The sequence below is a fragment of the Nocardia thraciensis genome (assembly GCF_054782435.1).
In genome coordinates this window covers 40,237-62,909 of the sequence record NZ_BAAGSM010000049.1, presented here as the reverse complement: position 1 = coordinate 62,909, position 22,673 = coordinate 40,237, and the positions used below count along the sequence as shown (strand labels likewise).

Below are 22,673 nucleotides of genomic sequence, written 5' to 3'. Positions count from 1 at the left end.
GGTGGTCCCATGCTCATGGCAAAAACGGCTCCGAAGTGGTCCCTTCCTCCTGGCAGCCGACATCTGGCACGGTTTGCGTGATTGACCCGTTCGAAATGCGCTCGGGCGCTTGATAGTTGAAGATGTTGATCCGGCTGCGGGTACGCCGGTTGTTGTGTGACAACAGCGAATGTGCGAGAAGGGCTTTCGCGGAACAGGTGCCCTGCAGCCGCCACGAGATGCCGGTGTGGCGCAGCATGTACGGGGTCAGCCGCTTCGTGACGAGGCGAGCGACGGCGTCGTCATACTGGTCGAGCAATGCCTCGGGATCGGTCCCACACCAGCCCCGGGCACGTCGGAAAGGCCCGAAGTCCAACGCGTCCAACGCTCAGCGTTGCAGCCTACGCAGCATGACCGGCAGACCGCGCCCGCATCGCCTGTTCTCCCACCCACATCGCTACAGAAGCGGCAACCAGTGACTTGATCTCGGCCAGACTGCCCAGCCCCCGCAATCGACCAAAAGCTTCTGACCAGCAGAAACAGCTGCTACTTCTTCATCATGTCGTAGATGCGCTTGCACTCCGGGCAGACCGGGGAGCCGGGCTTGGCCGACTTCGTCACCGGGAAGACCTCGCCGCACAGGGCCACCACGTGGGTGCCCATGACGGCACTCTCGGCGATCTTGTCCTTCTTCACGTAGTGGAAGAACTTTGGGGTGTCGTCGTCGGTGGTCGACTCGTCAATGGTCGTGTCCGGGCGCACTAGGGTGTCGGTGCTCACCTCATCCATGATGCCAGCATCGCCGGATTCGATCCCATCCTGTCCCCCGGCCCCTGTGTGCAATCGGAAGACTCGAGTGGAAGACTCGAGGTATGCAGCGTGACGGCGAATCCCCCGATGCCGAAGACCGCGACGGCACGGTTCGCCCCGAGTTCGAGATGCGTCCTCCCGGTTCGATCCCCCGCCCGGCCCGCCACAGCGAGGGCTATTTCCCCGGTGAGCAGGAGCGCCGACCGGCCCTGATCACCGAGGCCGCCCCGTCGCTGGAGCAGCAGCACCGCGCGCGGGTGCGCCGGTACACGATGATCATGGCGTTCCGCATCCCGTGCCTGATCTTGGCCGCGGTGGCCTACGGGCTGTGGGCCAATCCCCTGATTTCGCTGGCAATCATCGGCGTCTCGATCCCGCTGCCGTGGATCGCGGTGCTGATCGCCAACGACCGCCCGCCGCGACGCAAGGACGAACCCAGCCGCTGGGACGGCCGGCGCGCGGCCAAGGCCCTGGGATCAGGCCACCACCGCTCGATCGACGGGTGAGCCCCGCTCGAGCCTGCCGTCGCGGCTGATCAGAACCGACATCAGCGCGGCCGCGCCGCACAGCGCCCCGGCGATATACCAGGCCAGGTCGTAGCTGCCCTGCAGGTCGCGGATGACGCCCGCGCCGGTGGCGGCCACAGCGGCGCCGACCTGGTGCGAGGCGAAGACCCAGCCGAAGGCGATCGGCCCGTCGTCACCGAAGTGCTTGCGGCACAGGGCAACCGTGGGCGGCACCGTGGCGATCCAGTCCAGGCCGTAGAAGATGATGAAGACCCACATGCTCGGGCGGGTGTCGGGGGCGAACAGCGCGGGCAGAATCAGCAGCGACAGCCCGCGCAGCGAGTAGTAGCCGACCAGCAGGTATCGCGAGTCGAGCCGGTCGGTGAGCCAGCCGGAGGCGATGGTGCCCGCGACGTCGAATACGCCGACGATCGCCAGCAGCCCGGCCGCCGTGGTCGGGGGCATGCCGTGGTCGTGTGCCGCACTGACGAAATGGGTGCCCACCAAGCCGTTCGTGGAGGCGCCGCACACCGCGAAACCGCCTGCCAGGAGCCAGAAGGCGGGCGTGCGGGCGACCTTGGCCAGCACGGTCAGCGCGCGCGTCGCCCCGCCGGTCACCACGATCCGCACGCCCACGGCGCTCCCCGGTTCGGCGCCGTAGGCCCGCGCCCCGATATCACTGGGAAAGTCGCGGATGAACAGCAGTACCAGCGGCACCACCGCGAGCGCCGTGCCCGCCACCACCAGCGCGGGCACCCGCCAGCCGTGCGCCTGCGCCAGCGCCGAGATCAGCGGCAGGAACACCAGCTGACCGGTCGCCCCGGCCGCGGTCAGCACGCCGGTAACCAGCCCGCGCTGCCGGACGAACCAACGCCCGGTGATGGTGGCGACGAACGGCATCGACATCGAGCCCACCCCGACGCCCACCAGCAGTCCCCAGGTCGCCAGCAGCTGCCACGACGCGGTCATGAACACCGTCAGCCCGCTGCCCGCCGCCACCAGCAGCAGCGCGCAGGCCACCACCCGGCGGATGCCGAAGCGATCCATCAGCGCCGCGGCGAACGGCGAAATCAGGCCGTACAGCAAGACATTCAGCGATACCGCCGCGCCGATGGTGCCGTGCGACCAGCCGAACTCCGCGTGCAGCGGATCCATCAGCACGCTCGGCACCGACCGGAATCCGGCCGCGCCGATCAGCGCCACGAATCCGGCGGCGGCGACCAGCCAGGCGGGATGGATGCGGCGGCTGTCCGACGCCGTCGTCTCCGTGCTGCCGGATCTCGTCGTCTCGGCGGGGTCTCGCAGTTCGGTCACACCGAGATCCTGCAAGAAACGGCATTGCCGGACGAGTGGCCTGAATGCCACAATGCGTCAATATTTGGCCACACGTTGGGAGGACGACATGATCCGGTGGAACTCGGCCTTCATCGACCGCCCGGCCGACCGTTTCGACGAGGCGTTCGCCTTCTGGAGCGCGGTCACCGGCACCCGCAGAGCCGAACGCCAAGGTGACAATGGAGAATTCGCCGCGCTGCTACCCGAGGACGGCGATCCCTGCGCGCACTGCCAGGCGGTGGACAGCGGCCCGGGCGGTGCGCACGTCGACCTCGGCGTCGACGATCTCGGCGCCGCCCGCGACCACGCGCTCGTCCTGGGCGCCACGGCCGTCGTCGATCGACACAACTTTTCCCACCTGCGGTCCCCCGGTGGCATCGCATTCTGCTTCAACATCGATGACGGCGAGCGGGTACCGTCACCGGTCGCCGGCGCGGACGGCTCCCTCAGCCGCCTCGACCAGGTGTGCCTGGACATCGGCGCTTCCGCGTACGACCGGGAGATCGCGTTCTGGGCGGCGCTGACCGGCTGGGAGCTGCGATCCACGACCCGGCCCGAATTCACCCGGCTCGGCGTGCCCGATGCGCTGCCGATCCGAATCTTGCTGCAGCGCAAGGATTCCGACGGCCCGGCCGCGGCACATCCGGATATCGCCTGCTCGGATTTCGAGGCCACCTCGGCCTGGCACGAATCCCTCGGCGCCCGCCGCGTCTCGAGAGGCGCGCACTGGGTGGTGATGAGCGACCCGACCGGCGGCCTCTACTGCCTCACCGGCCGCGACCCGCGCACAGGGCGGATACCGACTTGACCACGCGGCCGTCGATCGGAAGGAGACCGCGGTGACGCATCGGGTGGCGGTGCTGGCCCTCGCGCCGGTGGTGGGGTTCGACATGACCATCCCGCCGACGGTGCTCGGCAATGCCGCCGACGCCGACGGCACCAAGCTGTACGACGTGCGCATCTGCGGGCTGGACACCGGCGCGATACCGGCGACGATGGGATACGCGATCGTCCCGCAGGCCGGGCCGGACTGGGTCGCGACTGCGGAGACGGTCATCATTCCCGGTACGCAGATGCCGGGACCGCGGCGGCACGGGACGATCGCGCCGGAACTCGCCGAGGTGCTGGCCGGGATCCGGTCCGACGCGCGCCTCGTGTCCATCTGCACCGGGGCGTTCGTGCTCGGCGCCGCGGGGCTGCTCGACGGGCGGCGGGCGACCACGCACTGGTCGTTCGCCGACGACTTCCGCCGCCTGTATCCCCGCGTGCGGCTGGACGAGAACCTGCTGTTCGTGGAGGACGGAAACATCTGCACCGCAGCGGGTTTGGCGGCGGGCCTGGACCTGTGCCTGCACCTGCTGCGCAGCGACCACAACAGCGAGGTCGCCAATCAGGCCGCGCGCTACTGCGTGGTGCCGCCCTGGCGCGAGGGCGGCCAGTCACAGTACATCGACCGCCACATTCCCGAGGACGGCTCCGACGGCACCGCCCCCACCCGCGCCTGGGCGCTACGGCATCTCGAGCGTGATCTGGGTCTGGCCGCCCTGTCCGCCCACGCCAGCATGAGCGTGCGCACCTTCACCCGCCGGTTCAAGGCCGAGACCGGCCTCGCCCCGGGCGCCTGGCTGCTGCAGCAGCGTCTACGCTACGCCCGGCACCTGCTGGAGAGCACGGATCTGCCCATCGAGGAGGTCGCCCGCGCCGCCGGACTCGGGACGGCCGCCTCGCTGCGCCACCACATGCGCAGCGAGTTGGGTGTCCCGCCCTTGGCCTACCGCAAGACATTTCGATCGGGGGTGCGTGCGGTGGGAGCGTGATCCCGGCCAAAAGCGTGCCGGGAATAGAAGGTGGTCCGCCCAGCCGGTAGCACGAAGTCGTCCGCCCAGCCCGGAGCACGAAGTGGTCCGCTCAGCCGGGAGCACGACGTCGTCCGCCCAGCCAGGAGCACGAAGTCGTCCGCCCAGCCGGGAGCACGAAGTGGTCCGCTCGGCCGGGAGTATAAAGTGGGTTCACGCAGCCGCGAAGCTCAGTGGTGGGCCGCCTTTTCCGCGCCCGCGCCGGTCAGCGAGCGGACCTGCATCTCGACGTACTTCGCCTCGTTGTGGTCTTTGGACAGCATGGTGCCGAGCCAGCCGAGGGCGAACGACACCGGGATCGATACCAGGCCCGGGTTCGACAGCGGGAACCAACTGAAGTCGGCGGACTTGATCATCGCGGTCGGCGCGCCCGACACCGCCGGGGAGAACACGATCAGCACGACGGTCACCAGCAGGCCGCCGTAGATGCTGAACAGCGCCCCGGTGGTGTTGAACCGCTTCCAGAACAGCGAATACAGGATGGTCGGCAGGTTCGCCGACGCCGCCACCGCGAAGGCCAGCGCCACCAGGAACGCCACGTTCTGGTTCTTCGCGAGGATGCCGCCGACGATCGCGACCGCGCCGATCACCACGGCGGTGATGCGGGCGACCCGCACCTCCCCCTCCTTGCTGTCGGCCTTGCCGTGCTTGATGACATTGGCGTACACGTCGTGCGCGAACGACGCCGACGCGGTAATCGTCAGCCCCGCCACCACGGCCAGAATGGTCGCGAAGGCCACGGCCGCAACGAATCCCAGCAGCAGCGGCCCGCCGAGCTCCAGCGCCAGCAGCGGCGCGGCGGAATTCTCCTTACCGGGTGCGGCGTTGATCTTCTCCGGTCCCACCAGCGCCGCGGCACCGTACCCGAGGACCAGCGTGAACAGGTAGAACAAGCCGATCAACGCGATCGCCCACACCACCGACCGGCGTGCGTCCTTGGCCGTCGGGACCGTGTAGAAGCGCATCAGCACATGCGGTAGCCCGGCCGTGCCCAGCACCAAAGCCAATGCGAGAGAGAGGAAATCGAGCTTGGTGGTCTCGTTCTTGCCGTAGCGGAAGCCGGGATCGAGCAGTTTCGCGCCGGACTTGCCGCTGTTGTCGACGGCCTGTTGCAGCAGCGTCGACAGGTTCAGCCCGTACTCGGCAAGCACCCACACCGTCATCGCCGCGGCCGCCCCGATCAGCAGTACCGCCTTCACGATCTGCACCCAGGTGGTGCCCTTCATCCCGCCGACGAGCACGTAGACGATCATCAGCGCGCCGACCACGGCGATCACCAGATTCTGCCCCACGCTGCCGGAGACCCCCAGCAGCAACGACACCAGCACTCCGGCGCCGGCCATCTGCGCCAGCAGGTAGAACAGGCTCACCGCGAGCGTGGAAGTCGCCGCGGCGGCACGCACCGGACGCTGCTTCATTCGGAACGCCAGCACGTCGCCGAGGGTGAATTTGCCTGTGTTGCGTAGCAATTCGGCCACCAGCAGCAGCGCCACCAGCCACGCCACCAGGAACCCGATCGAGTACAGGAACCCGTCGTACCCGTAGAGCGCGATGGCCCCGGCGATGCCGAGAAAGCTTGCGGCGGAGAGGTAGTCGCCGGAGATGGCGATCCCGTTCTGGGGACCGGAGAACGCCCGGCCCGCCGCGTAATAGTCTGCGGCCGTTCGGGTGTCGCGGCTGGCGCGGAACACGATCACGAGCGTGATCGCCACGAAGACCGCGAAGATGGTGATGTTGAGGCCCGGCCTGCTGCCCTCGACAGCGGCGGCGAGAGTGGCACTCATCGGGTCGGTTCCTCCATGTCGGCGCGCAGCTCGTCGGCGATGGGATCCAGTCGGCGATCGGCGTAGCGCACATACAGGCCGGTGATGACGAAGGTCGAGACGAACTGCAGCAGACCCAGGATCAGCCCGACGTTGATATTGCCGACAACCTTCGTGGACATGAAGTCGTGGGCGTAGTCCGCCAGCAGCACGTACAGGGCGTACCAGGCGAGAAACAGGGCGGTCATCGGGAAGACGAAGACGCGGAATCTGCGGCGCAAGCGCTGGAATTCCGGACTGTCGTGGACCCGGGCCCAGTCGCCGGAGGGCTCCCCGCTCTGCTCTTCGGTCGTCACCTGCCACACCTCCTCGTGAGCCAGGTCACAATAATAGAAATCGGACGTTTGACCGGCCGTATGTCAGCAGGTGGGCAGCCCGCGGAGCGGAAAATTCACGCGGATTCGAGGTCCCCGCGACCGCCGCCGCGGGGTCGCTACCGGGTGCCCGGCGGTTGCCCTGGCAGAGTTATCCAGCTGTGCCGACGAATCAGACCACGGTCTCCTTGCTCGCCGCGCTGGCGCCGCAACTGCGCGCCGCGCTGATCCGCGTCCAGTACGACACCGACACCCTGCTGCGAGTGCTCGGCGAGCCCGCGCACACCGCCCTCGGCCGCTCCGAGCCGGTGCCCGCACGCCGCGCGGCTCGCGACGCCGGAGAGCTGGGCGCGCTGATCCGGCTGCTGCTGCTCGGCGACGAGCTGCCCGAGCGGGAGGTGGCAGCGGCGCTGGCCCCGGTCGACCTGGATCATGCGGTTGCCGCCGGTCTGCTGGATCGCGACGCCGATCGGGTGCGCGCCACCCTGGATCTGCGGCCGCTGGACCTGGGTCACGGCGCCCGCTGGGTGCTGTCGGATCTCGACGACGCCATGCGGCGGCGCACCCTGACCGCCGATCACGTGCTCGGCGTCGGCCAGGCGTCGCTGTCGCTGCTGCGCGCCACGCCGATCGCCCCGGTCGGCACCGTGCTGGACCTGGGCACCGGCTGCGGCGTGCAGGCCGTGCACGCGGCCGGTTACGCGGGGACCGTCACCGGCACCGATGTGAACCGCCGGGCACTGTGGCTGGCCGCGGCCACCGCCGCGCTCAACGAGCTCGACATCGAACTGCTGGAGGGCTCCTGGTTCGAGCCGGTCGCCGGGCGCCGCTTCGACCAGGTGGTCGCCAATCCCCCGTTCGTCGTCGGCCCGGCCCGCGTCGAGCACACCTATCGCGACTCCGGGCTGGCCCTCGACGGCGCCAGCGAACTGGTGGTCTCCCAGGCGCCCGCGCTGCTGAATCCCGGCGGCACGGCGGCCATGCTGGCGGCGTGGGTGCACGTCGACGGCGAGGATTGGCGCACCCGAGTGTCGTCGTGGCTGCCCGACCACGGCGTCGACGCCTGGATCGTGCAGCGCGACGTCGCCGATCCGGCCCTGTACGTCGGTACCTGGCTGCGCGACGCCGGACTGGACCCGCGCGATCCGCAGGCTCAGGAGCAGGCAGAACGCTGGCTGGACGCGTTCACGTCCGCGGATGTCGAGGGTGTCGGGTTCGGGTTCGTGTATCTGCGTTCCATCGACGGGCCGACCGAGGTCCTCGCCGAGGATCTGACCCACGGCTTCGACGATCCGCTCGGGCCCGAGGCCACCGCGTACTTTCGGCGGTCGGCCTGGCTGCGCGCGGTCGGCGCGGACGAGCACCTCGCCTGGACATCACGGTTCGAGGTCGATCCGGCCACCGCTCTGGAACGGGTCGCCCTGCCCGGAGACGACGGCTGGGAACAGCGGGTGGCCCGGCTGCATCGCGGCGACGGCCCGCGCTGGCAGCACGAGGTCGACGACACCGCCGCCGCGCTGCTGGCGGGAATGCGCGCGGACGGGCTGCCGTTGCAGGAGTTGGTCGAATTGCTGGCAATCGGCCACACCGGCACGACCGCCACACCGGAATTCCGCGCCTCGGCGCTGGCCGTCACCACCGGACTGGTGCGCCACGGATTGATCCACCCCGCGTAGATCCGCGGGCATCACGGTGGGATGCATTCCTGGTTGCCGTCCGGCAACGGCGGTCGCACGGCGTTCCCAACTCGCCCGCTTCTTAGGAACTTCTCAGATGGAAGGGGTGAAACCCGCAGCTCAGCTATGGTTTATCGGGACAGTGTCGGGGAACTTTCCCAGTGTCGGGTCCGTTGATCGGAGTGAGACACCACCGACAGGAGGCAAGTCATGACAAGCCCCGCCACCACTGGAGTGCGCGCCAGCGATCAGGGGGACCTCGACGCCCAGAGCCCCGCCGCCGACCTGGTACGCGTGTACCTGAACGGAATCGGCAAGACGGCGCTGCTGACGGCGGCCGATGAGGTCGAGCTGGCCAAGCGCATCGAGGCGGGCCTCTATGCCCAACACCTGTTGGAGACCGGCAAGCGATTGTCCGCCACCCGAAAACGGGATCTGGCCATTCTGGTGCGCGACGGCCAGTCCGCGCGGCAGCATCTGCTCGAGGCCAACCTGCGCTTGGTCGTCTCGCTGGCCAAGCGCTACACCGGCCGCGGGATGCCGCTGCTCGACCTGATCCAGGAGGGCAACCTGGGCCTGATCCGGGCGATGGAGAAGTTCGACTACTCCAAGGGTTTCAAGTTCTCCACCTACGCGACCTGGTGGATCCGCCAGGCGATCACCCGCGGCATGGCCGATCAGAGCCGCACCATCCGGCTCCCCGTGCACCTGGTCGAGCAGGTTAACAAGCTCGCCCGGATCAAGCGGGAACTGCACCAGCAGCTCGGGCGCGAGGCCACCGACGCGGAACTGGCCGCCGAATCCGGCATTCCGGAGGAGAAGATCTCCGATCTGCTCGACCACAGCCGCGATCCAGTGAGCCTGGACATGCCGGTCGGCAACGACGAAGAAGCTCCGCTCGGCGATTTCATCGAGGATTCCGAGGCCACGTCGGCCGAGAGCGCGGTCATCGCCGGGCTGATGCACCGCGACGTGCGCCAGGTGCTCGCCACGCTGGACGAGCGCGAGCAGCAGGTCATCCGGCTGCGCTTCGGCCTCGACGACGGCCAGCCGCGTACGCTGGACCAGATCGGCAAGCTGTTCGGCCTGTCTCGCGAGCGGGTGCGCCAGATAGAGCGCGAGGTCATGTCCAAGCTGCGCAAGGGCGAGCGGGCCGACCGGCTGCGCGCCTACGCGGGCTGACGAGGGTCAGCCGAAAGACCGAGGCCGATCGGGCCTCCACAGACGCTGGGCCGTCCGGAATCCGGCCCAGCACCCCCGCGGTGATCATGTGGGTTGGTGATCACCACGAGCGCCGACCGGCGCCCGCGCGGCCCGTCCCCTCCGGGCACAGCGCGAACCGGTCGGCGCTGTACTGGTTGCTGAAGTTCCCTCAGGCGAGTGCCTGTTCGGCGTCGTTCCCGCTGATCCTGAGCCGTTCCGGTGGCATCACGTCGATGATCCCGACTACGCACTGCTGGGGCTCGCATTCGTCGTGGTCCCCTTCCTGACCACCGCCACCCTGCTCTGGGTGATCCATCGCCGCCGAACCCGTGGTTCTACCCCGCACCCCAATCCGCCGGGCCGCCCGAGTTGGACCAGAGCCACAGCACAGCGGTGACCGATGTCGAGCCGACAAGGACCTAGCCGGTTGGTTGCTCGTGCTCGAGGTAGGTGCGGCCGCGCGGCGAGAGCGCGTATCCGGTGGGGTGGCTGCGGGTCAGACCCAAGTTCTTCAGCCGGCGAATGCGCAATTTCAATCGGTCCTTGTCCGGCTCGCCGAGCAGATCGGCGAGATCCACGGCGCGCATCCCCGGGTTGACTCCGATGCCGCGCAGGGTCGCGAGGGTCCAGGGGTGGTCCGCGCGACGGTCGAATCCGTGCAGGCGGGAGCGGAGGTCGTCGATCTCGGTGTCGGACAGGTCCGTTCGCTCGCCGAGCGGGCCGCGCGGGTCGGCGCCGTGGTAGGCGACGCCGATGCGGAAGACCGGGTCGGAGTCGGTGCCACGGAATGTCGCGAGCAGCGAGGCCAGCGAGGTCTCTCCGGCAGCGCGCGCATCGGTGTCGGTGAGATCGGCGGTGTCCAGCCGGTCCACAGCGTCGATCCGGACGATTCCCGCCGAGGTGTGGATCAGGGTGCCGGGCCGCACCCGCGCGGTGGCCCAGCGCCGGTATACCGCGCGCACGGATCCGTCCGCGATCAGGGCGGCGACGCGGTTGGTGAAGATCACGGTCTATCCCGAGTTGCGCAGGGCCGTCGCCAGGCCGTTCATGGTGAGCAGGATGCCGCGTTCCACCAGTTCGGAGTCGTCCCCGGCGCGGCGGCGGCGCAGCAGGTCGACCTGCATCTGGTTGAGGGGTTCCAGGTAGGGGAAGCGGTTGCGGATGGATTCGGCCAGGGCCGGGTTGTCGGCGAGGAGCTGGTCACTGCCGGTGACGGCGGCGTGCATGCGGGCGGTGCGGTCGAATTCCTCGCGGATCATGCCGAAGATGGTGTCGCGCAACGTCGCATTCTCGACCAGCTCGGCGTAGCGCGCCGCGATATCCATATCGGCCTTCGCCATCACCTGCGCCAGGTTCGACATCACGGTGCGGAAGAACGGCCAGCGCCGATACAGGTCCGTCAGGGTCGCCAGGCGCCGGCGATCCTCGCCCACCCACTGCTCGAGCGCGGTGCCGGTGCCGTACCACCCGGGCAGCATCACCCGCGCCTGGCTCCAGGCCATCACCCAGGGAATCGCGCGCAGGTCGCCGACCGAGTTGGTGGGTTTGCGCGATGCCGGGCGGCTGCCCAGATTGAGGTCGGCGACCTCCGCGATCGGCGTGGAGGCCCGGAAATACTCGACGAAGCCGGGTGTTTCGTGCACCAGCCGCGCGTATGCCTGGCGCGCCGCTTCGGCCAGGTCGTCGAAGAGGTCGTAGGCGGGTTCGGCGTCGGCGCCCAGGCCCTCCACGTCCAGCAGCGTCGATTCCAAGGTTCCGGCCACCAGCGCCTCCATATTGCGGTGGGCGGTGCCGCGGTCGGCGTACTTGGTGGAGATCACCTCGCCCTGCTCGGTCAGGCGCAGTGAGCCGCGCACCGCGCCCGCGGGCTGGGCCAGGATGGCGTCGTAGCTGCGCCCGCCGCCGCGGCCCACTGTTCCGCCGCGACCGTGGAAGAGCCGCAACCGGATTCCGGTCTTGCGGGCCGCCTCCACCAGATCCAGTTCCGTCCGGTACAGCGCCCAGTTGGCGGCCAGGTAGCCGCCGTCCTTGTTGGAGTCGGAATAGCCGAGCATGACCTCCTGCCGCATGCCGCGCGCGGCGACCAGCCGGTGATAGGCGGGCACCTCCAGCGCGGCGACCAGGGTCTCGGCGCCCTGCCGCAGGTCGTCGATGGTCTCGAACAGCGGCACCACGCCCGCCGGGCTGCTCGGCGCGGTGTCGGCGTCACCTGGGTCGAGAATGCCCGCCTCCTTCAGCAACAGCGCGGCCTCCAGCACATCGCTGACGGAGGTGCACATGCTGATGATGTAGTTGGGCACGGTGTCGGGGCCCAAGTCGTCGAGGGCGGCCTTGGCGGCGCGCAGCACCCCGAGTTCCTTGACCGCCAGCTCGCTCAGCCGCGCGGTCGGCCCGAGCAGGGGGCGGCGGGTGTTCAGCTCGGTGGACAGCAGCTCGACGCGCCGCGGCTCGGGCAGGCTCGCGTAGTCGGAATGCACTCCGGCCCAGGCGAACAGCTCGGCGACCAACTGTTCGTGCACCTCGGAGTTCTGGCGCATGTCCAGGCCCTGCAGGTGGAAGCCGAAGGTCTCGACTGCGCCGCGCAGGGCGGCCAGCCGGTCGTCGGCGAGCAAGCCGTCGCCGGAGGCGCGCATCGAGGCGTCGACGATGTTCAGATCGTGCAGCAGCTCCCGCGGGGAGCGATAGGGTTCGGCGACCGGGCCGTCCGTGCGCGTGCGGTCGCCGGGTTCGCCCGCTTCTCGGCCGGACGGCGGGGCCGTCGTCCGGTGTTCGGCGGCGGCGCCGAGGTCGCCCGCGGGTCGGCCGGACGAGAACGCCGACATCGGGCGGTCGGCGGCGGCGCCGACGCCTTCGCCCGGGACCTCGCCCAGTGAGCGGCGCGCCGTGGCCGTCAGCCGAGCCCGGATGCCGCGGATAGCGCGGCGATACGGCTCGTCGGCGCGCTGTGGCGAATCGTCGAAACCGGCGTCGGCCAGCTCCGCCAGCTCCGGCGTCACCGGCACCAGGCGGGCCGACTGCGACAGCGACTTCTCCAGTCCGACAAGCTCTTTCAGGTAGTGGCCGAGGGCGACGGCGCCCGCGCGATGGGTGGCCCGGTGCACCACCGCGCCGGTGACGTTCGGATTGCCGTCGCGGTCGCCGCCGATCCACGAGCCGGGTCGCAAGATCGGCCGCCGCAGCAGCTCGTGACCGGGCCAACGCTCCCGCAGCGCTGCGCGGACCTCGGCGTTGATGCGCGGGATGACCTCGAGCAGGGTCATATCGTAATAGCGCAGGCCGACCTCGATCTCGTCCTGAATTCGCAAGCGCGCCAAGCGGATCAGCGCCGTACGCCACAGCGTGAGCACCTGCCTGCGCAGCTGCGTGTCGATATCGGCGTACTCCGGTTCGGACTCGGTGTAGCGTTGCCGCCTGCGCATCAGCTCGGTGATGCGGGACTGCACGTCGAAGACGGTGCGGCGGCGGGTCTCGGTCGGGTGCGCGGTGATCACCGGGGAGACCAGCGCGTCGCTCAGCAGATCCGCGATCGCGGCGCCGTCCGGGCCGCCGAACCGGACGGCGTCGAGCTTGCGGTAGGTGGCGGCGAGGCTGGAATCCTGTGGCGGCTCCCCGGCCGCGACGTGCACCGCGCGCCGCCGGTCGCGCTGCAGGTCCTCGGCCAGGTTGGCCAGCAGCAGGAAGTGGCTGAACGCCCGGATCAGCGGGATCGCCACATGAATGTCGATGTCGCGCAACATATCCGCGACCGCGCTGCGCTCCACCTCGGAGCGACGCACCCGGAACGCCTCGACGCGCACCCGCTCGATGAGGTCGAAGACCTCCGGGCCCTCGTGGTCGCGGATCGTCTCGCCCAGGATCGCACCCAGAAATCGGATGTCGTCCCGCAGTGGCGCGGTGGCAGCCTCGATCTGATCTTCGCGCATACGGCCAGTATCGACCATCGCGGCAGCGTGGCGGCGTCCCGCCCCACCTGCGGCCGGGGTGAGATCGATCCCACCCGGAATACCGGTCCCCGGACCGGCGGTTCCGTAGCGCGTGCGAATCTTCATCGTTCACGGGTTCTCCGCCGACGTCGGTGCCCACTGGTTCCCGTGGCTGGCCGAGCAGCTGGATGCGCGGGGGCATCAGGTATCGATCGTGGAACTGCCCACCCCCGAGGCACCGGTGCGGCAGGAGTGGGACGCCCGGCTGGCCGCCGCGGTCGGCGCCGTGGACGCCGATACCGTGCTCGTCACCCACAGCCTGGGCGTCATCACCGCGCTGCGGTATCTGTCCGGGCTCGAATCCGGTTGGCGGCTCGGCGGTTTCGTGGGTGTCGCCGGATTCCTCGGTAGGCTGTCGGTCGTTCCGGAGATCGACAACTATCTCGCCGACAGCCCGGATGTGGCGTCGGTGGTCCCGCACATCGATATCCGCACGATGATCTATTCCGATAACGACGAGGTCGTCCCCCCGGCCGCCTCCCGAGCGCTGGCCACCCTCCTCGCCGCCGAGCACATCGAAATCCCCGGCGGCGGTCATTTCCTCGCCGACGAGGGATTCACCGAGCTGCCGCAGGCCCTGGCGGCGGTGCAGCAGATCGCGCACGGGCGCACCTAGCCCGCGTCCCGGCGCGACTCGTCATCGGGTCATCGGCGCTCATGCGAGGCGGCGGGGGCCGATGTCGAAGCGGCTCGGTTCCGGGCCGACGCGGACGCGGGCGTAGAGGATCGCGGCGCCGCGGGGTGCGGCGAGGACCGGCTCGACCGACAGTTCGCGCACCTCGGGCAGGTCGTCGCAGAGCGCCGAAACGCGTTGCGCCAGTTCGGACAGCGCGCGTTTGTCCACTGGTTCGCCGATCGTCTTGCCGGGGACTCCCGTCTCGCCGTCCAGCAGCGGCGCAGCCCGGGGCGCGTCGATCAGCGCGGTCGATTCGGCCTCGGTCAGCGGCAGCGCGCGGTAGACCCGGTCGCCGAGCAGGTCGATGATGGTGCCGGACAGGCCGCAGCTGATCACCGATCCGAACGACGGGTCATCCTGCACGCGCAGTACGCAGCCCACGCCCTTGGTCGCCATCTTCTGGATGTGCACCACCTCGTTGCCGGACACCTCGGCCAGGTCGGTGTACGCCCGCCGCACCGCCGAGGGCCGCCACAGGTCGAGCCGCACCCCGGTCAGATCCGGGCGATTGCGCCAGAGTTCGCCCGTCGCCTTCGCCGCGACCGGGTACCCCAGTTCCTCGGCTGCCCGCTCGGCGGCGTCCTCGTCACGCACCTCGCGGAACTCCACGACGCGGATCCCGTAGCAGGACAGCAGGTCGGCCGCCTCGAGATCGCCGAGCCAATGCCCTTCAGGGTCGCGAGACATCCACTCCCCCACCAGATCTCGGGCACGCTCGCGGTCGACATCGGCTGGCCGCACGATGGCCGAGGCAGGCCGCGTACGCCAGTCGGCGTAGCGGCGCACCCGCGCCAGCGCCCGCGCCGCCCGCTCCGGATCCGGGTAGGACGGGATCGAGCCGCGCTCGACCGTGCCGCCGGAGCCCCGCACCGTCAGCAGGTTGGGCATGCCGTGGTCGGCGACGAAGGTGGTGAGCACAGGTTTCGCCCCGCCCTGCGCGCCGGACCGGATCGCCTCGGCGAACGCCGCCACCGTCGTCGGCACCGGCGGCGCGAAGATCACGATCACGGCGTCGACCTCGGGGGAGGTCATGGCCGCCGCGACCGCCGCCAGGAAGTCGGCCGGATCGGCCTGCGGGCCCAGATCGGCCGGTGCGCCGATCTCCAGTCCCTCGCCGCGGGCCGCGTCGACCGCCAGCCAGCCCAGCGCGGGACTGTTGCCGATCACCGCCAGCCGCCGCCCGGCGGGCAGCGGCTGGTAGGCCAGCAGCATCGCGCAGTCGAACAGTTCGGAGATGGTGTCGACCTGCACGATGCCCGCCTGGGCGAACAGATCCCGCTCCACCGAGCGTTCCAGCGCGCTCACCGGAATGGTGCGGGTGGCGTTGCGGCCGCTGCTGACCACCACGATCGGCTTGGTGCGCGCCACCCGGCGCGCGATCCGGGAGAACTTGCGCGGATTGCCGAAGGTCTCCAGATACAGCAGCACCACATCGGTCGCCGGATCGGTGTCCCAGTACTGCAGTAGGTCGTTGCCGGAAACATCGGCACGATTACCCGCGGAGACGAATGTCGACAGGCCCAGCTTGCGCGCGGCCGCCTCGCCGAGAATCGCGGCGCCCAGCGGCCCCGACTGGCAGAAGAACCCGACCCGGCCGCGCCCGGGCAGCACCGTGGCCAGCGTGGCGTTCAGCGACACCGCCGGATCGGTATTGGCGATGCCGAGCGCGCTCGGGCCCACTACCCGCATGCCGTGCCCGCGCACCGCGTCGACCAGATCGCGCTCGGCGGCGTAGCCCGCCGGGCCGGTCTCGGAGAATCCGGCCGTGAGCACCACCAGTCCCTTGACGCCCTTGGCCATGCAGTCGTCGAGCACCGAGCCGATCTCGGTGGCGGGCACTGCCACCACCGCCAGGTCCACCTCGTCGGGAATATCGCGCACGGTCGGGTACGCGCGCACCCCGCGCACCGAGCTGCGGTTCGGATTGACCGGATACACCGGCCCCTGGAAGACCCCCGACAACAGGTTGGCCAGCACCGCGCCGCCGACCCGCCCCGCCGACGGGGTGGCGCCGATGACCGCCACCGATCCCGGGCTGAGCAGATTCCCGACGCTGCGGGCCTCGGAAGCGCGCTCGCGCGAATCCCGCACCGACAGCAGCGCCTCGGTGGGGTCGATGGCGAACTCCAGGTGCAGCACCGACCCGTCGCGGCTGCGCTGCACCTGGTACCCGGCGTCGCGGAACACCGTCACCATCGCGTTGTTCTCGGCCAGCACCTCCGCGACGAAGGTCTCGATCGCGTTCTCAGCGGCCGCACCGGCCAGATGTTCCAGCAGGATCGACCCCAGCCCGCGGCCCTGGTGTCCGTCGGCGACCACGAACGCCACCTCCGCGGCGCGCGGGCCCGCCCGGTCGGGCAGCAGTTCGTAGCGGCCGACCGCGATAATCGCCTCGCCCAGTTCGATGACCAGCCCGACGCGGTCGCGGTAGTCGACATGGGTGGTGCGGTACAGGTCCTTCGGCGTCATCCGCGGATACGGACCGAAATACCGCAGGTAGCGGGTGCGATCGGAGAGCCCGGCGTGGAACTGCTGCAGGGTCTCGGCGTCGTCGGGGGTGATCGGGCGCAGGCGGACCACGCCGCCGTCGGAGGCGAGCACATCGGCGAACCAGTGCTGCGGTGGCGGCGGCGGATCCTCCGGGGTGTCAGTCACGAGGATCCTCCGGGTCCAGGCCGAGCAGTCCGAAAGTTGCTCGGCGCGTGGCCAATACGGCCGTGTCGACCGCGCGCTGCGCGCGGTCGACCCGCTCGTCACCAGTCTCGCGGGTGCCGCCCGGCCCGTCCCAGCGCTCGAAGGTGATGTCGCCCCCATCGCTCATCGTGCCCGGCGGCCGCACCGCCGGGGCATAGGCGCGCACCTGCTCACGCCATTCGGCCGGGGTCTCCGTCGCCGGATCGACACTGCGGTCCAGCGTGGCGGCCAGCAGGTGCGTCCACGCCCGCGGCACCACCCGGACCAGGCCGTACCCGCCGCCGCCGACGGCCAGCCAGCGGCCCTCGGCGTACCGGTCGGCCAGCTCGCGCATCGCGGCGAACGCCGCCCGCTGGCCGTCCACGGTCAGGCTCAGATCGGCCAGCGGATCCTCGTGGTGGGTATCCACGCCGCACTGGCTGATCAGGATCTGCGGGCGGAACGCGGCCAGCGCGCCCGGCACCACCGCGTGAAATCCCCGCAGCCACTGGGCGTCCCGGGTACCGGGCAGCATCGCGAGGTTGAGCGCGGTGCCCTCGGCCGCCCCGGCACCGACCTCCTCCGGCCAGCCGGTGTTCGGCCACAGCGTGGCGGGGTGCTGGTGGATCGAGACGGTCAGCACCCGCGGGTCGCCGTAGAAGGCGCGCTGCACGCCGTCGCCGTGATGGACATCGACGTCGATGTAGGCGATGCGGTCGAACCCGTGGTCCAGCAGCCAAGAGATGGCAACGGCCACATCGTTGTAGACACAGAATCCGGCCGCCGCGCCGGGCATCGCGTGATGCATGCCGCCGCCGATGCTCACCGCTCGCCGGGTGCGCCCGGCGGCGATCTCGCCCGCGGCGGCCAGGGTGCCGCCCACGATCACCGAGGCCGCCTCGTGCATATGCGGGAATATCGGGTTGTCCGCGGATCCCAGCCCGAACGGCGGCGCCGCGGGCGGACCCGAGCCGGGCGGGGGCGGTTCGGCGCGCCGGACGGCGTCGAGATACGCCGGGGTATGGATGCGCAGCAGGTCGGCGTCCGCGGCCGGGCCGGGGGACAGCGTCTCGACCTCTTCCAGCAGACCCAGGCCGCGCGCGAGGGCCATGGTGAAGCGCAGGCGCGCGGGCTTCATCGGGTGTTCCGGCGTCCAGGTGTAGTCCAGGAACCGATCGGTCCACACCACAGTGGCATCGCTTGCCATATCCGCCACGCTAATGCACAGCCGCCCCGGCCAGGTCCGGCTGCGAACGAGAAGTGAACACGGGGAAGCAGCGCGCCCTATTTGTCGTTGGGATGCAGTAGAAATGCAAGACAGTGCGGGCGCGCCGAGCCGCGAGCGTACATCGAGGGCGCGCCCGGTGTCCTCCGGGTCTCCGCAGGACGAGCGAAATATGCTGACGCGCGGCATCGCAGCCGTGCGTGGGTAGAATTCGTGCCGACGAAGGGGTAACAGGTGAAGGATCTGGTCGACACAACGGAGATGTATCTCCGTACCATCTACGACCTCGAGGAGGAGGGGGTCACGCCGCTGCGCGCGCGCATCGCCGAACGCCTCGAGCAGAGCGGGCCGACGGTGAGCCAGACGGTCGCTCGGATGGAGCGCGACGGTTTGCTGAGTGTCGCCGGCGACCGTCATCTCGAACTCACTGACAAGGGCCGCGCCATGGCGATCGCCGTCATGCGCAAGCACCGCCTGGCCGAGCGGCTGCTGGTCGACGTGATCGGGCTGGACTGGCAGAACGTGCACGCCGAGGCCTGCCGCTGGGAGCACGTGATGAGCGAGGATGTCGAACGCCGCCTGGTCGAGGTGCTCAACAACCCCACCACCTCGCCCTACGGCAATCCGATCCCCGGCCTCGACGAGTTGGGTGTGGTCTCGACGTCCTCCGAGGAGGAGAAGCTGATCCGGCTGTCGGACCTGCCGTCCGGCCAGGTGTCGGCCGTGGTGGTGCGGCGGCTGTCCGAGCACATCCAGACCGACCCCGACATCATCGGCCAGCTGCGCGAGGCGGGCGTCGTCCCCGACGCGCGCGTCACGGTGGAGACCAAGCCGGGTGCGGTGATCATCTCGGTGCCCGGGCACGACGGTTTCGAACTGTCCGACGAGATGGCGCACGCCGTCCAGGTGAAGCTGGTCTGATCGATGAAACTTCTGGTGACGGGCGGCGCCGGGTACGTCGGCGGGGTGTGCGCCCAGGTGCTGATCGAGGACGGCCACGAGGTGATCGTGGTCGACGACCTGTCCACCGGGAATGCCGAAGGGGTCCCCAGCGGCGCGAAGTTCGTGGACGGCGACATCGCGACGGTGGGCGTGGAGCTGATCGAGTCCGAATCCTTCGACGGCGTGCTGCACTTCGCGGCGCAGTCGCTGGTCGGCGAGTCGGTGCAGCAACCGGAGAAGTACTGGCACGACAACGTGGTGAAGACGCTGGCGCTGCTGGAGGCGATGCGCCGCGCCGGAACGCCGCGGCTGGTGTTCTCGTCCACCGCGGCGGTGTACGGCGAACCGGAGCAAGTGCCGATCACCGAGGACGCGCCCACCCGGCCGACCAATCCGTACGGCGCCTCGAAGCTGGCCATCGACCACGCCATCACCTCCTACGCCGCGGCGCACGGACTGGCGGCGACCAGCCTGCGCTATTTCAACGTGGCCGGCGCCTACGGCGGGCTCGGCGAGAACCGCGTGGTGGAAACGCATCTGATCCCCTTGGTGCTGCAGACCGCGCTGGGGCACCGGGAATCGATCTCGGTGTTCGGCACCGACTACCCGACCCCCGACGGCACCGCCATCCGCGACTACATCCACATCCTCGACCTGGCCCAGGCGCACCTGTTGGCGCTGGCCGGGTCGCAGGCGGGCACGCACCGCATCTTCAATCTGGGCAGCGGCACGGGTTTTTCTGTGCGCCAGGTGATTTCGTCGTGCGAGCGGGTGACGGGCCGCCCCATCCCGGCCGTGGACTCGCCCCGCCGCGCCGGAGATCCCGCGGTGCTGATCGCATCCAGTGAGCGCGCCGTCGCCGAACTGGGCTGGAGTCCGCGCCACAACGACCTGGACGAGATCGTGTCCGCTGCGTGGCAGTTCCTGCAGGCGCTGGGCGAGCGCGCCCACAGCGCACGGTAGGTCCTGCGCCACACCGGTTTTCACGATTCGCACCGGGCCGGGTCGATGACGATCCGCACGCCCAGCCCCGCGGCGGTGGCGTGCCCGCTCAGCGCGAGCTTGCGCACCTCGCGCGGTGGCATCCCGGTGCGCAGCGCGGCGTCGAGCAGGCGGGCGATGGTGTGCTGCGGGTCCGCCTCCAGCGCGGCGTCCAGAGCCACTCCGGCCAGTGGACCGTCACCGTTGGCATAGGCGCTGTAGGCGAGCAGGGTGGCCGCCTCGGCGCGGTCGGATCCGGTGAGCGCGCGGCACAGCAGCGACCACAGCACCTCCGCCGCCGCGGCCTGCTCCCCCACCGCCAGCGCGAACGACGCGTCGCGCACCCTCGAATCCCGAAGCGCCACAGCCACTTCGGCGATATCGGGAGCCAGCACGATCGCGTCGGGGTTACCGATGGCGGACACCCGCCGCAGTACCAGTTCCAGCCCGAAGCGGCTGTAGAAACTGGGCTCGCCGCGGCATGCGGCCTGCCGATGCCGACGCCGCGCCGCCGCGGTGGCCCGCTCGAGCTCGTCGCCGACCGCCGCGCGGGACTCCGGATCGACGCCGACGATCTCGGTCAGCTCCGCGCGGCACGATCGGATCGGGCGGCCGTCGAGCACCTGCGCCAGCGTGATCGGTGATGCCGCCGGATCGGATTGCAGACCGGTGGAACCGGGTTCGAGCAGGCTCCACCACGGCGCGCCGCCCGCGACCTCGCGCACGGCGCAGGCCTCGACCATCTCCACCCCGGCGTCGCGGAGCGCGCCGTCGAGGATGCGGAGCAGGTCGCGATGGCGTCCGGCGCGCGCACCCGGGCGATCGGCACGCGGGGCCCCGGCTCGATCGTCCACGATGAGCACCAGCACGCCGACCGCGTCCTCCTGCCCGCAGATCGTGGCCAACTGCCCGGCCACCCGTAGCCAGGCGCCGCACCCGGGCACGTCCAGATCGTGCCGGGCCACCGTCCCGAGAAAGACGGACCCCGGCCGCTCCGGCGCCTCCCGCAACATGCACACCACCAGCGACCGCTCCGGCACGAAACCCAGCAGCGCGGGCACCCCCGCGATGAACTCCCCGGGCTCCTCCACCCGCAGCCCGGGATCCGCCCACACAGATCCCCCGGCACCCGGACCACCGGACCGCTCCCCTGTGCCACCGCCAGTAGCATCCCTAGCCACCCCGCCATCCGACGGCCGACCGTCCCGCACACCACAATCCGGCTCATCGTGAGCCCCGACCCCGTGAGACCGCGCGGCGCTGTCCTGGGCGCCGTCTAGCGCACAGCTGTCGAGCGCACTGTCGTCCGGCACGCCGCCGCAGGAAGGACTGCGGTGGTTCGGCTGCGCGTGTCGATGGTGCGCGCATGGCGGCGCGCTCGGTGGGGCCGCGCCCCGGCGCTGGTCGCCACCGGGGGTGGCGGCGGAATCGTTGTCTGCGGAGGCGGGTTCGGCGGGAGTCGTCATGCGGCACAGCTTGCTCCGCTCGATCGCCGAGGCCGGGACGCCGACCTGGGGAAAGGAGAAGTCTGGGGACGGCGGGCAAGGGGTGTGTACAGAGCGGCGCGGACCGCGGTTCCGTGTCGCCGCTATCTGATACGGTCGCTGCGGCGAGCGCCTGCACGCGGTTGCGGGACCGCCCTTCCTCCCGCAACTGGTCGGCAAGCGGCCGGACACCGAGTGGCCCCGTGCGGCGTGCCGTACCGATTCCAGCGCGGCACGCACGACATGCCGCGCATCGAGGTGGTGCGGTGAACCTCAGTCGGAGGCGGCGATGAGCGCCGCCAGCTCCGCGTCGGACAGCCGCAGCTCGCCCACCGGCAGCAGGTCGGCCAGCTGTTGCGGAGTGCGAGCGCTCGCGATCGGCGCGGCCACCGTGGGTTGCGCGGCGAGCCAGGCCAGCGAGACCGCGGCGACCGGGACGCCGTGGGCGGCGGCGACGCGATCCAGCGCGGCCAGCACGCGCTCGCCCCGCGCATCGAGATAGGCCGCCGCGCCCTGGGCCCGCGGGCTGTCCACCTCGACCCCCGGCCGGTACTTGCCGGTCAGAAAGCCTTTGGCCAGCGCGTAGTACGGCACCGTCGCCAGGCCCTCCACACTCGCCAGCGGAAGCACATCGCGCTCGAACTCGGCCCGCTCCACGAGGTTGTACTGCGGCTGGATCGCGACGTACCTGGCCAGCCCCTCTCGATCGGCGACGGCCAGCGATTCGCGGACGCGGTCGGTGGACATATTGGAGGCGGCAACGTACCGCACCTTCCCGGCGCGCACCAGCTCGTCGTACGCGGCGAGCGTCTCCTCCACCGGGGTGTCCGGATCGTCGTAGTGCGCGTAGTACAGGTCGATGTAGTCGGTGCCGAGCCGCCGCAGCGACGCGTCGGCCGCACCGCGAATCGCCTTGGCGGACAAGCCCTCGAACGGCGCGAGCCGACTGCCCTTGGTGGCGATCACCACGCTGTCGCGGTTGCCGCGCGCGGCCAGCCACTGTCCGAGCACCGTCTCGGACTCGCCGCCGCTGTTACCGGGAACCCAGGCCGAATACACGTCGGCGGTGTCGACGAAATTCCCACCGGCAGCCGCGTAGGCATCCAGTACCGCGAAGGATACGGCCTGGTCGGCGGTCCATCCGAAGACGTTCCCACCCAGACACAGGGGAAACACGTCCACATCGGTTGTACCAAGTTTCGCCATG

19 protein-coding genes are annotated in these 22,673 nt (G+C 70.2%); 8 read left to right on the top strand and 11 right to left on the bottom strand.

Annotated features, from left to right (window positions below; all coding sequences use genetic code 11):
- Window positions 1–13: 13 nt before the first annotated feature.
- Entirely contained in the window at window positions 14–364 is a 351-nt protein-coding gene (locus ACYVLQ_RS29755; RefSeq protein WP_460700852.1) for a hypothetical protein, read from the bottom strand.
- A 161-nt stretch (window positions 365–525) separates the two neighbouring features.
- Window positions 526–759, bottom strand: coding sequence for a DUF3039 domain-containing protein (locus ACYVLQ_RS29750; RefSeq protein WP_460700855.1), 234 nt, complete (start codon window positions 757–759; stop codon window positions 526–528).
- Between the two features lie 92 nt (window positions 760–851).
- On the opposite strand from ACYVLQ_RS29750, the gene ACYVLQ_RS29745 reads away from it, so the two are divergent.
- Entirely contained in the window at window positions 852–1,295 is a 444-nt protein-coding gene (locus ACYVLQ_RS29745; protein ID WP_460700851.1) for a DUF3099 domain-containing protein, read from the top strand.
- Here the strand turns inward: ACYVLQ_RS29745 and ACYVLQ_RS29740 are convergent.
- The gene (locus ACYVLQ_RS29740) at window positions 1,266–2,600 is read right to left on the bottom strand and encodes an MFS transporter (protein ID WP_460700854.1); all 1,335 of its coding nucleotides are present in this window, start codon (window positions 2,598–2,600) and stop codon (window positions 1,266–1,268) included. The two genes, ACYVLQ_RS29745 and ACYVLQ_RS29740, sit on opposite strands and share 30 nt — an antisense overlap.
- Window positions 2,601–2,697: 97 nt before the next feature.
- Between ACYVLQ_RS29740 and ACYVLQ_RS29735 the strand changes: the two genes are divergently transcribed.
- Both ACYVLQ_RS29735 and ACYVLQ_RS29730 read left to right on the top strand, forming a co-directional pair.
- Window positions 2,698–3,438 carry a VOC family protein gene (locus ACYVLQ_RS29735; protein ID WP_460700850.1) on the top strand — a complete coding sequence of 247 codons (741 nt, stop codon included), beginning with the start codon at window positions 2,698–2,700 and terminating at the stop codon, window positions 3,436–3,438.
- A gap of 31 nt (window positions 3,439–3,469) precedes the next feature.
- On the top strand, window positions 3,470–4,447 hold the full coding sequence (locus ACYVLQ_RS29730) for a GlxA family transcriptional regulator (RefSeq protein ID WP_460700849.1): 978 nt from the start codon (window positions 3,470–3,472) through the stop codon (window positions 4,445–4,447).
- A 209-nt stretch (window positions 4,448–4,656) separates the two neighbouring features.
- On the opposite strand, the gene ACYVLQ_RS29725 is transcribed toward ACYVLQ_RS29730, so the two are convergent.
- Together ACYVLQ_RS29725 and ACYVLQ_RS29720 are read right to left on the bottom strand one after the other, a co-directional pair.
- Window positions 4,657–6,270 (bottom strand): solute symporter family protein, encoded by a 1,614-nt coding sequence (locus tag ACYVLQ_RS29725; protein ID WP_460700848.1) that lies wholly within the window; start codon window positions 6,268–6,270, stop codon window positions 4,657–4,659.
- The gene (locus ACYVLQ_RS29720) at window positions 6,267–6,605 is read right to left on the bottom strand and encodes a DUF485 domain-containing protein (RefSeq protein WP_460700847.1); all 339 of its coding nucleotides are present in this window, start codon (window positions 6,603–6,605) and stop codon (window positions 6,267–6,269) included. Before ACYVLQ_RS29720 ends, ACYVLQ_RS29725 begins: the two co-directional genes overlap by 4 nt.
- A 179-nt stretch (window positions 6,606–6,784) precedes the next feature.
- On the opposite strand from ACYVLQ_RS29720, the gene ACYVLQ_RS29715 reads away from it, so the two are divergent.
- Together ACYVLQ_RS29715 and ACYVLQ_RS29710 are read left to right on the top strand one after the other, a co-directional pair.
- On the top strand, window positions 6,785–8,299 hold the full coding sequence (locus tag ACYVLQ_RS29715) for a DUF7782 domain-containing protein (protein WP_460700846.1): 1,515 nt from the start codon (window positions 6,785–6,787) through the stop codon (window positions 8,297–8,299).
- Window positions 8,300–8,509: 210 nt separating this feature from the next.
- Window positions 8,510–9,481, top strand: coding sequence for a sigma-70 family RNA polymerase sigma factor (locus ACYVLQ_RS29710; protein ID WP_068030927.1), 972 nt, complete (start codon window positions 8,510–8,512; stop codon window positions 9,479–9,481).
- 440 nt (window positions 9,482–9,921) lie between these two features.
- On the opposite strand, the gene ACYVLQ_RS29705 is transcribed toward ACYVLQ_RS29710, so the two are convergent.
- Together ACYVLQ_RS29705 and ppc are read right to left on the bottom strand one after the other, a co-directional pair.
- Complete coding sequence (locus ACYVLQ_RS29705; protein WP_460700845.1) at window positions 9,922–10,509, bottom strand: ASCH domain-containing protein; 588 nt, start codon at window positions 10,507–10,509, stop codon at window positions 9,922–9,924.
- A gap of 3 nt (window positions 10,510–10,512) precedes the next feature.
- Entirely contained in the window at window positions 10,513–13,425 is a 2,913-nt protein-coding gene (gene ppc, locus ACYVLQ_RS29700) for a phosphoenolpyruvate carboxylase (RefSeq protein WP_460700844.1), read from the bottom strand.
- 112 nt (window positions 13,426–13,537) lie between these two features.
- Between ppc and ACYVLQ_RS29695 the strand changes: the two genes are divergently transcribed.
- Window positions 13,538–14,101, top strand: coding sequence for an RBBP9/YdeN family alpha/beta hydrolase (locus ACYVLQ_RS29695; protein ID WP_460700843.1), 564 nt, complete (start codon window positions 13,538–13,540; stop codon window positions 14,099–14,101).
- Between the two features lie 39 nt (window positions 14,102–14,140).
- Here the strand turns inward: ACYVLQ_RS29695 and ACYVLQ_RS29690 are convergent, their stop codons facing one another.
- Complete coding sequence (locus ACYVLQ_RS29690) at window positions 14,141–16,816, bottom strand: bifunctional acetate--CoA ligase family protein/GNAT family N-acetyltransferase (protein WP_460700842.1); 2,676 nt, start codon at window positions 16,814–16,816, stop codon at window positions 14,141–14,143.
- Complete coding sequence (locus tag ACYVLQ_RS29685) at window positions 16,809–18,041, bottom strand: acetoin utilization protein AcuC (RefSeq protein WP_460700841.1); 1,233 nt, start codon at window positions 18,039–18,041, stop codon at window positions 16,809–16,811. The genes ACYVLQ_RS29690 and ACYVLQ_RS29685 overlap by 8 nt, the downstream gene beginning before the upstream one ends.
- A gap of 252 nt (window positions 18,042–18,293) precedes the next feature.
- Between ACYVLQ_RS29685 and ACYVLQ_RS29680 the strand changes: the two genes are divergently transcribed.
- Both ACYVLQ_RS29680 and galE read left to right on the top strand, forming a co-directional pair.
- The gene (locus tag ACYVLQ_RS29680) at window positions 18,294–18,980 is read left to right on the top strand and encodes a metal-dependent transcriptional regulator (RefSeq protein WP_460700840.1); all 687 of its coding nucleotides are present in this window, start codon (window positions 18,294–18,296) and stop codon (window positions 18,978–18,980) included.
- A gap of 3 nt (window positions 18,981–18,983) precedes the next feature.
- The gene (gene galE / locus ACYVLQ_RS29675) at window positions 18,984–19,964 is read left to right on the top strand and encodes a UDP-glucose 4-epimerase GalE (protein ID WP_460700839.1); all 981 of its coding nucleotides are present in this window, start codon (window positions 18,984–18,986) and stop codon (window positions 19,962–19,964) included.
- Window positions 19,965–19,984: 20 nt separating this feature from the next.
- Here the strand turns inward: galE and ACYVLQ_RS29670 are convergent, their stop codons facing one another.
- On the bottom strand, window positions 19,985–21,097 hold the full coding sequence (locus tag ACYVLQ_RS29670) for a DUF4192 domain-containing protein (RefSeq protein WP_460700838.1): 1,113 nt from the start codon (window positions 21,095–21,097) through the stop codon (window positions 19,985–19,987).
- 642 nt (window positions 21,098–21,739) lie between these two features.
- A complete protein-coding gene (locus ACYVLQ_RS29665; protein WP_460700837.1) occupies window positions 21,740–22,672 on the bottom strand; it encodes an aldo/keto reductase in 933 nt (310 codons plus the stop codon).
- Between the last annotated feature and the right edge of the window lies 1 nt (window position 22,673).

Bases quoted from the DNA above. Each gene is read 5' to 3' on its own strand.
- ppc (WP_460700844.1), bottom strand. From the start codon at position 13,425: ATGCGCGAAGATCAGATCGAGGCTGCCACCGCGCCACTGCGGGACGAC.
- galE (WP_460700839.1), top strand. From the start codon at position 18,984: ATGAAACTTCTGGTGACGGGCGGCGCCGGGTACGTCGGCGGGGTGTGC.
- ACYVLQ_RS29685 (WP_460700841.1), bottom strand. From the start codon at position 18,041: ATGGCAAGCGATGCCACTGTGGTGTGGACCGATCGGTTCCTGGACTAC.
- ACYVLQ_RS29710 (WP_068030927.1), top strand. From the start codon at position 8,510: ATGACAAGCCCCGCCACCACTGGAGTGCGCGCCAGCGATCAGGGGGAC.
- ACYVLQ_RS29735 (WP_460700850.1), top strand. From the start codon at position 2,698: ATGATCCGGTGGAACTCGGCCTTCATCGACCGCCCGGCCGACCGTTTC.
- ACYVLQ_RS29745 (WP_460700851.1), top strand. From the start codon at position 852: ATGCAGCGTGACGGCGAATCCCCCGATGCCGAAGACCGCGACGGCACG.
- ACYVLQ_RS29725 (WP_460700848.1), bottom strand. From the start codon at position 6,270: ATGAGTGCCACTCTCGCCGCCGCTGTCGAGGGCAGCAGGCCGGGCCTC.
- ACYVLQ_RS29665 (WP_460700837.1), bottom strand. From the start codon at position 22,672: ATGGCGAAACTTGGTACAACCGATGTGGACGTGTTTCCCCTGTGTCTG.